The organism is Schleiferilactobacillus shenzhenensis LY-73 (genome assembly GCF_000469325.1).
Taxonomy (GTDB): domain Bacteria; phylum Bacillota; class Bacilli; order Lactobacillales; family Lactobacillaceae; genus Schleiferilactobacillus; species Schleiferilactobacillus shenzhenensis.
Window position 1 is genome coordinate 1 of record NZ_KI271624.1, and the last position, 8,997, is coordinate 8,997.

Annotated in this window: 3 protein-coding genes and 1 pseudogene; all 4 read left to right on the forward strand. The window is 55.6% G+C overall.

The annotated features are described in order from the left end of the window. The first annotated feature begins 360 nt into the window (after positions 1-360). The 4 genes and pseudogenes from rpoB to L248_RS14730 all read left to right on the forward strand — a co-directional run bounded on the left by rpoB (position 361) and on the right by L248_RS14730 (position 8,951). Positions 361-3,999 (forward strand): DNA-directed RNA polymerase subunit beta, encoded by a 3,639-nt coding sequence (rpoB, locus tag L248_RS14720; protein WP_281169999.1) that lies wholly within the window; start codon positions 361-363, stop codon positions 3,997-3,999. A gap of 11 nt (positions 4,000-4,010) precedes the next feature. After that, a pseudogene (rpoC, locus tag L248_RS14725) lies at positions 4,011-7,655 on the forward strand (DNA-directed RNA polymerase subunit beta'); the annotation flags it as partial. 432 nt (positions 7,656-8,087) lie between these two features. After that, positions 8,088-8,240: a hypothetical protein gene (locus L248_RS15995; RefSeq protein WP_022531056.1), complete on the forward strand. Its 153-nt coding sequence runs from the start codon at positions 8,088-8,090 to the stop codon at positions 8,238-8,240. Between the two features lie 78 nt (positions 8,241-8,318). Next, on the forward strand, positions 8,319-8,951 hold the full coding sequence (locus tag L248_RS14730; protein WP_022531057.1) for an ABC transporter transmembrane domain-containing protein: 633 nt from the start codon (positions 8,319-8,321) through the stop codon (positions 8,949-8,951). Positions 8,952-8,997 lie beyond the last annotated feature (46 nt).

Sequence of the window (8,997 nt, forward strand, 5' to 3'; positions counted from 1 at the left end):
TGCCCATGGCGTTCCAGCCCCAGCCAGCCGGAGGGCCCAAATCGCCGGGCCTCGCGAATCCTTTCCACGCCCCAGCCAGCCGGAGGGCCCAAATCACCGGGCCGTCGGGGATTCATAACTACACGGAACCGCCATGCCTTGACTTTCATTTTCTACGTGGTAAACTACTAAAAGTATATGTCAATTGAGTCGGAAAAAGCGGGTTGCGATCTATTGTCCGGATCCCGCATTATAGTGGTCAAAAACAGTCAGACAACTGCACTGTTTTTGACCTTTATTTTGCCCAAAAACCGGTCAGAAAAGCAACCTTAACGAAATCTTAACATTTTGTTTCCCGGCTCGGGTCACAACTTATGAGGGGTGAATCATTTGTCAGGTCATTTAGTGAAATATGGTAAACACCGCACCCGCAGAAGTTATTCGCGTATCAAAGAAGTGCTGGACCTGCCGAACCTGATCGAAATTCAATCGAATTCCTATCAATGGTTCTTGGACGAAGGATTAAAGGAAATGTTCGATGACATTATGCCCATCGACGATTTCCAAGGCAAATTATCGCTGGAATACCAGGGATACAAGCTGCTGGAGCCTAAGTATACGGTCGAGGAAGCACGTCAGCACGACGCGAACTACTCTGCACCGCTGCACGTCACACTGCGGCTCACCAACCATGACACCGGGGAGATCAAGTCCCAGGATGTCTTCTTTGGCGACTTCCCGCTCATGACCGAGCAGGGGACGTTCATTATCAACGGGGCGGAGCGGGTCATCGTTTCTCAGCTGGTCCGTTCGCCTGGTGTTTATTTCAATTCACAAGTCGACAAGAACTCACGCACCACTTGGGGCACCACGGTGATCCCCAACCGCGGGGCCTGGCTCGAATACGAGACAGACGCCAAGGATATTGCGTACGTCCGCATCGACCGTACCCGCAAGCTGCCCATCACGGTGTTGCTGCGGGCACTGGGCTTCGGCTCTGATTCCGACATCATCGATATTCTCGGTGATTCTGAATCCCTGATGCTGACGCTGGAGAAGGATATTCACAAGAACACGGAGGATCCGCGGGTCGACGAAGCCTTGAAGGATATCTACGAGCGGTTACGACCCGGCGAACCGAAGACGGCAGACAGCTCCCGTTCCTTACTGTATGCCCGGTTCTTCGATCCCAAGCGCTACGATACTGCGGCAGTCGGCCGCTACAAGTTCAATAAGAAATTGAACCTGAAGACCCGCCTGCTTACTCAAACGCTGGCTGAAACCTTGGCCGACCCGGATACCGGGGAAGTCATCGCCAACAAGGGCGACGTGGTCGATCGTAAGGTCATGGCCAAATTGGCCCCTTATCTGGACCGCGATGACTTTAAGACCATCACCTACACACCGGCTGAAGACGGCGTGGTAACGGACCCGATGGAATTGCAAAGCATCAAGGTTTATTCCAAAGTCGACCCCGAGCGGGAAGTCAACATGATCGGTAACGGTCATATCGATCCCAAGGTCAAGCACGTGACCCCGGCCGATATCTTTGCTTCGGTCAACTACTTCTTGAACCTGCAAGAGGGCATCGGCAGCACTGATGATATCGATCACTTGGGCAACCGCCGGATCCGGTCCGTCGGTGAACTGCTGCAGAACCAGTTCCGCATCGGTTTAGCCCGGATGGAGCGGGTCGTCCGTGAACGGATGTCCATTCAGGACGCCAACACGGTGACCCCGCAGCAGCTGATCAATATTCGACCAGTCGTCGCTGCGGTCAAGGAATTCTTCGGGTCTTCGCAACTGTCTCAGTTCATGGACCAGAACAACCCCTTAGCCGAATTGACCCACAAGCGGCGCCTTTCTGCCCTTGGACCAGGCGGCTTGACCCGGGACCGGGCCGGTTACGAAGTGCGGGACGTGCACTATACCCACTACGGCCGGATGTGTCCTATCGAAACGCCTGAAGGCCCGAACATCGGCTTGATCAACAACCTGGCAACTTATGCCCGCGTGAATAAGTACGGCTTCATCGAGAGCCCGTACCGGCGCGTGTCTTGGGATACCCATAAGGTGACCGACAAGATCGATTATCTGACCGCTGACGAAGAGGATAACTACATCGTTGCCCAGGCCAACTCGGTCTTGAACGATGATGGGTCCTTCCGGGACAAGACCGTCTTGGCCCGGCATAAGGATGAAAACATCGAAACCAGCCCCGACAACGTCGACTACATGGACGTATCGCCGAAGCAGGTTGTCTCGGTCGCTTCCGCCTGCATTCCTTTCTTGGAAAACGACGATAGTAACCGGGCCCTGATGGGTGCCAACATGCAGCGGCAGGCTGTGCCGCTGATCGATCCCCATGCACCGCTGGTCGGTACTGGGATGGAATACGTGGCGGCACACGACTCCGGGACTGCGGTTCTAGCCGAACACGCTGGTACCGTAGAGTTCGTGGACGCTAAGGAAATTCGGATCCGCCGGGCTGACGGGGCCTTGGACAAGTACAAACTGACCAAGTTCCGCCGCAGCAACTCCGGTAAGAGTTACAACCAGCGGCCGATCGTGCGCAAGGGCGACACGGTGGATGACCGGGAAGTCATCGCCGACGGCCCGGCCATGGAGAACGGCGAGCTGGCCCTGGGCCAGAACCCGCTGATCGCCTTCATGACCTGGAACATGTACAACTACGAAGACGCGGTCGTACTGAGTGAGCGGTTGGTCAAGGATGATGTCTACACGTCCATTCATATTGAAGAGTATGAATCTGAAGCGCGGGACACCAAGCTGGGACCGGAAGAAATCACCCGCGAGATCCCCAACGTCGGTGAAGACGCCTTGAAGGATCTGGATGAGTTCGGCATTGTCCGCATCGGTGCCGAAGTGCGCGACGGCGATATCCTGGTCGGCAAGGTCACGCCCAAGGGGATGACCGAACTGTCCGCAGAAGACCGGCTGCTCCACGCCATCTTCGGTGAAAAAGCCCGGGAAGTCCGGGATACCTCACTGAAGGTACCGCATGGCGGCGGCGGGATCATTCAGGATGTGAAGATCTTCACCCGCGAGGCGGGCGACGAGCTTTCTCCTGGTGTGAACATGCTCGTGCGGGTGTACATTGCCCAGAAGCGGAAGATCCAGGTCGGCGATAAGATGGCCGGCCGCCACGGGAATAAAGGGACGGTCTCCATCGTCGTGCCTGAAGAAGATATGCCGTACCTGCCGGATGGCACGCCGGTCGATATCCTCTTGAACCCCATGGGTGTCCCTTCACGTATGAACATTGGTCAGGTCTTGGAACTGCACTTGGGCATGGCCGCCCGTAATCTGGGTATCCACGTTGCGACTCCTGTCTTCGATGGGGTGCGGGACGAGGATCTCTGGGCGACCGTCAAGGAAGCCGGCATGGCCTCTGATGCCAAGTCCATTCTGTATGACGGCCGTACCGGCGAGCCTTTCGACAACCGGATCGCTGTCGGCGTGATGTACTACTTGAAGCTGGCCCACATGGTCGACGACAAGATCCACGCCCGTTCGATTGGGCCGTACTCCCTGGTCACGCAGCAGCCTTTGGGTGGTAAAGCCCAATTCGGCGGTCAGCGTTTCGGGGAAATGGAAGTTTGGGCGCTGGAAGCATATGGCGCTGCTTATACCCTGCAAGAGATCCTGACGTACAAGTCCGACGATGTCGTTGGCCGGGTCAAGACATACGAAGCCATCGTCAAGGGTGATCCCATTCCGAAGCCTGGTGTACCGGAGTCCTTCCGGGTGCTGGTCAAGGAGCTGCAAGCCTTGGGTCTGGACATGAAGGTCTTAGACGCCCACAAGAACGAGATCGAACTGCGCGATATGGACGACGATGATGATGACGTACTGAATGTCGATGCATTATCCAAGTATGCGGCGGCCACCGAAGCGAAAAAAGCCGAAGCCGAAGCCAGTGAGGCCACTGCTGCGGCGGCACCCGCCGACGGCGCCAGCAAGCCGGCAGCCCAGGATAGTACGGACGACCAGAAGTAGGAGGGCACGCATTGATAGACGTCAATAAATTTGAAAGCATGCAAATCGGCCTGGCATCTCCGGATAAGATCCGTTCGTGGTCTTACGGGGAAGTCAAAAAGCCGGAAACCATCAACTACCGGACATTGAAACCGGAACGCGATGGCTTGTTCGACGAGCGTATTTTCGGGCCCACCAAGGACTGGGAATGTGCCTGCGGCAAGTACAAGCGGATTCGGTATAAGGGCATTGTCTGCGACCGCTGCGGGGTCGAAGTAACTCGGTCCAAGGTCCGCCGCGAGCGGATGGGCCACATTGAACTGGCGGCACCGGTTTCTCACATCTGGTACTTCAAGGGTATCCCTTCTCGGATGGGTCTGGTACTGGACATGAGCCCCCGGGCGCTGGAAGAAATCATCTACTTCGCCTCTTACGTGGTCATCGATCCTGGTGACTCTGACCTGGAGAAGAAGCAGCTGCTGACCGAGCGCGAATACCGCGAGAAGCGGGACCAATTCGGCGACAATTTCAACGCCAAGATGGGTGCTGAAGCTGTTAAGGAATTGCTCCAAGACGTGGACCTGCCGAAGGAAGTCGCCGCCCTTAAGGAAGAGCTCAAGACCTCTTCTGGTCAAAAGCGGACCCGTTCCATCCGCCGGCTGGATATTCTGGATGCCTTCTTGGAATCCGGCAACAAGCCGGAATGGATGGTCATGGACGTGATCCCCGTGATCCCGCCCGATCTGCGGCCCATGGTCCAGTTGGAAGGCGGCCGCTTCGCTACTTCTGACCTGAATGACCTGTACCGCCGGGTCATCAACCGCAACAACCGGTTGAAGCGCCTGCTCGATCTGCACGCCCCGAACATCATCGTGCAAAACGAGAAGCGCATGCTCCAAGAAGCCGTCGACGCATTGATCGATAACGGCCGCCGCGGCCGTCCGGTCACTGGTCCTGGCAACCGGCCCCTCAAGTCCCTTTCACACATGCTGAAAGGGAAGCAGGGTCGTTTCCGTCAGAACCTGCTGGGCAAGCGGGTCGACTACTCTGGCCGGTCCGTTATCGATGTCGGCCCGACACTGAAGTTCTATCAGTGCGGGGTCCCGCGGGAAATGGCCTTGGAACTGTTCAAGCCCTATGTCATGCGGGAACTGGTCAAGCGCAACTTGGCTTCCAACATCAAGAATGCCAAGCGCCAAATTGAGCGCCAAAACGACGATGTGTGGGACGTCCTCGAAGACGTCATCAAGGAGCGGCCAGTCCTTCTGAACCGGGCCCCGACACTGCACCGTCTGGGTATCCAGGCCTTCGAACCCGTGCTGGTCGATGGGAAATCCATCCGTCTGCACCCGCTGGCCTGCGAAGCCTACAACGCCGACTTCGACGGGGACCAGATGGCGATCCATGTACCGCTGTCTGACGAAGCTCAAGCTGAAGCCCGGATGCTCATGATGGCCGCCCACCATATCCTGGCACCGAAGGATGGCAAGCCGATCGTAACGCCGTCGCAAGACGTCGTGCTGGGGAACTACTATCTGACGCTGGAGGACAAGGGCCGCCGCGGCGAAGGCATGATCTTCAAGGATACGAACGAAGCGGTCATGGCTTATCGTACCGGCAAGGTCCACTACCACACCCGTGTTGGTTTAGCCGTCGATGGTCTGACCAAGAAGCCGTTCACCGACGACCAGCGCCACCGCATCATGGTCACCAGTATTGGCAAGATCCTCTTCAACGAGATCCTGCCCGAAGACTTCCCGTACTTGAACGAACCCACCGGCGACAACCTCGCTAATGGCGTGCCTGACAAGTACTTCCTGAAGCCGGGCCAAGATATTCACGACTACCTGGACCAAGCGGAATTGATCCAGCCCTTTAAGAAAGGTTACTTGAGTGACATCATCGCCCAAGTATTCAAGATCTATAAGGTGCAGCGGACCAGTGAACTGCTGGACGACATGAAGACCTTGGGGTACACCATTTCCACCCTGTCCGGGATTACCGTCGGGATCGCCGACGTCCCGGATCTGCCGGATAAGCAGGAAATCGTTGACGCGGCCCACAAGAAGGTCGCCACGGTGTCCAAGCAGTTCCGGCGGGGCTTGATTACCGACGAAGAGCGGCATAACCGTATCGTCAGCATCTGGAACGAGGCCAAGGACACGATTCAGCAACGCTTGATCGATGCCTTCGACCCGACCAACCCTATCTCGATGATGAGTGATTCCGGTGCCCGGGGTAACATTTCTAACTTCACGCAGCTGGCGGGGATGCGGGGCCTGATGGCCGCGCCCAACGGCGGCATGATGGAAGTGCCTGTTACTTCGAACTTCCGGGAAGGCTTGTCCGTCTTGGAAATGTTCATGTCTACCCACGGTGCCCGTAAAGGGATGACCGATACGGCCCTGAAGACCGCCAACTCTGGGTACTTGACCCGGCGGCTGGTCGATGTGGCCCAAGACGTCATTATCCGGGAGGAAGACTGCGGTACCGATCGCGGTGTCGATGTCTCCGCGATTCGCGACGGCAACGAGCTGATCGAACCGCTGCACGACCGGATCTTCGGCCGCTTCACCATGAAGGCCGTCAAGGACCCGAAGACAGGCGAGACGATTGTGCCGAAGAACACGCTGATCGACGAGGATCTCGCCGAGAAGATCGTGAACGCCGGCGTCGAGACTGTCTGCATCCGTTCCGTCTTCACCTGCAACACGCAGCATGGTGTATGCCGTCGCTGCTATGGCCGTAACTTGGCCACTGGTGAAGAAGTCGAAGTCGGCGAAGCAGTCGGTACCGTGGCTGCCCAGTCCATCGGCGAACCCGGGACCCAGCTGACCATGCGGAACTTCCATACCGGCGGTGTTGCCGGCGGCGAAGATATTACGCAAGGGCTGCCCCGTGTGCAAGAAATCGTTGAAGCCCGCAATCCTAAAGGGCTCTCGATTATCACCGAAGTCACCGGTGAAGTCACCACCATCGACGAGAACCCCGCAGAACATACCCGCGAGATCACGGTCGAGGGCAAGACCGATACCCGGACGTACAGTGTGCCTTACGCGTCCAGCGTCATGGTCAAGGAGGGCGACCACGTCCACCGCGGCGATAAGCTGACGGTTGGTTCAGTCGACCCGAAGGAACTGATCAAGGTCCGCGATGCCCTGACCACCGAGAACTACCTGCTGGATGAAGTCCAGAAGGTTTACCGGATGCAGGGTGTGGACATCAGTGATAAGCATATCGAAGTCATGATTCGCCAGATGCTGCAGAAGGTCCGGGTCATGGATCCGGGCGACACCGACATTCTGCCGGGCACGCTCCTCGACATTGCCGACTTCACCGAACAGAACCACAAGACCCTGATCAAGGGCGGTATCCCGGCCACTGGCCGGCCGGTGCTGCTCGGGATCACCAAGGCCGCCCTGGAGACCAACAGCTTCTTGTCTGCTGCGTCCTTCCAGGAAACGACCCGGGTCCTCACCGATGCGTCGATCCGCGGCAAGAACGACCCGCTGATTGGTCTGAAAGAGAACGTCATTATCGGGAAGATCATTCCGGCTGGTACCGGGATGGCCAAGTACCGGGAGATGGAACCCAAGACCGTCGGTGAGGCGCCGGAGAGTGTGTACTCTATCTCCGACATCGAAGCCGAGATGAAGCGCGAAGGCGCTGAGAAGGGGACCGCCGCTGACGGCACGGCCCCGGAGGACGATCCGTCGATTGCTGCGACGAAGACCGCCACGAAGCCGAAGGATCAGGATTCAGAGAAGTAGTATCTGATTTTAACAAAGCACGTCATCTTAGTTGGTGGCGTGCTTTTTTCGTTGAGATGGCGGACAGTGTATGCTGGTAGCCGGCTGAAAATTGTAGTAAAGTAAAATTTCCCATTTTTCAATTAAAAGCAAAAATGAGTAATCGTAAGGATCAGAGACTTATTTAATCTGAGCCACGACACTTTTAGCACGTGGCGGTGTCATCCTGCTATTCTATAGTTGTTGAGAGGGATCAGTGACAGAGGATCGGATCTCAACAGGGTAGCAGAGATGACGGACAAGTTGGGGGCCGGCCTCAACAACGGTGTGCGTCATGTCCGGAATTTGAGGTGAATCAGCATGACGATGAACGAAGAAAATGAAGATGCGATGGTCTTGGACGATCTCGATTCTGCGAACGCATCTGTTGAAACCAACGCTCAGCCGAATGATACTTTCAACTTCTGCGGCGAGGGTGCGCGGACTGGCATCGTTCACGACACTGAGCGGTAAGCTCTGATGTCGAGCCTCTCGAGTATCTAATACTCGGGAGGATACATAGAATAAAATCACAGAGAGTGGGGCGGTTGCATGTCAGCATATTTTTTGAAAACGAAAGGTATCAATGCCGTCATTACATTGACGATTATAACTGAATCTGTTTTACGGATGATTGCCGCCGTCCAGGGCTCATATGTGTTGAACAGCTTGATTAAATTCAAAATAAAGCAGTTCATTTACTTTACGGCATTGGAGATTGCCGCTTGGTTGGGCTTTATGATCTGCCTGTTTATTGAACATTATTTGCAAGGCAAGGCCATTCAAAAGATGGACTTGCTATTACGGCTGGATATTATGACTGTGTTAAGTCGAAAAGGTTACGCAGAATTTCACAATCAATCTGCCAACACCTATGCTTCATGGCTGACGAACGACGTCACAATGATTGAGGAACGCGGATTCAAAAAAGTGTATTCGGTGATCAGTTTCATCACCAATCCGATTGTTTCCGTTATTGTACTGTTTCAGTACCACTGGTCCATCGTTGCACTAACAATTGGGGCTTCGCTGTTGACGACGTTTTTGCCTCAAGTCATGCACCGCAGGATGGAACAAGCCAATGTCGCGACAACCAGACAAAATGAGGAATTCTTGTCCAAGGTGGGGGATGCCTTGGAGGGTTTTGACACGCTGTTTGCTTTTCATAAAACTCAGCCCAGATAAATTGCCAACTGTATAGAAAACGACGCAACTCCTTGAGCTGCGCCGC

Excerpts from the sequence above, each read along its gene's own strand:
- L248_RS15995 (WP_022531056.1), top strand. The coding sequence starts at position 8,088 with ATGACGATGAACGAAGAAAATGAAGATGCGATGGTCTTGGACGATCTC.
- L248_RS14730 (WP_022531057.1), top strand. The coding sequence starts at position 8,319 with ATGTCAGCATATTTTTTGAAAACGAAAGGTATCAATGCCGTCATTACA.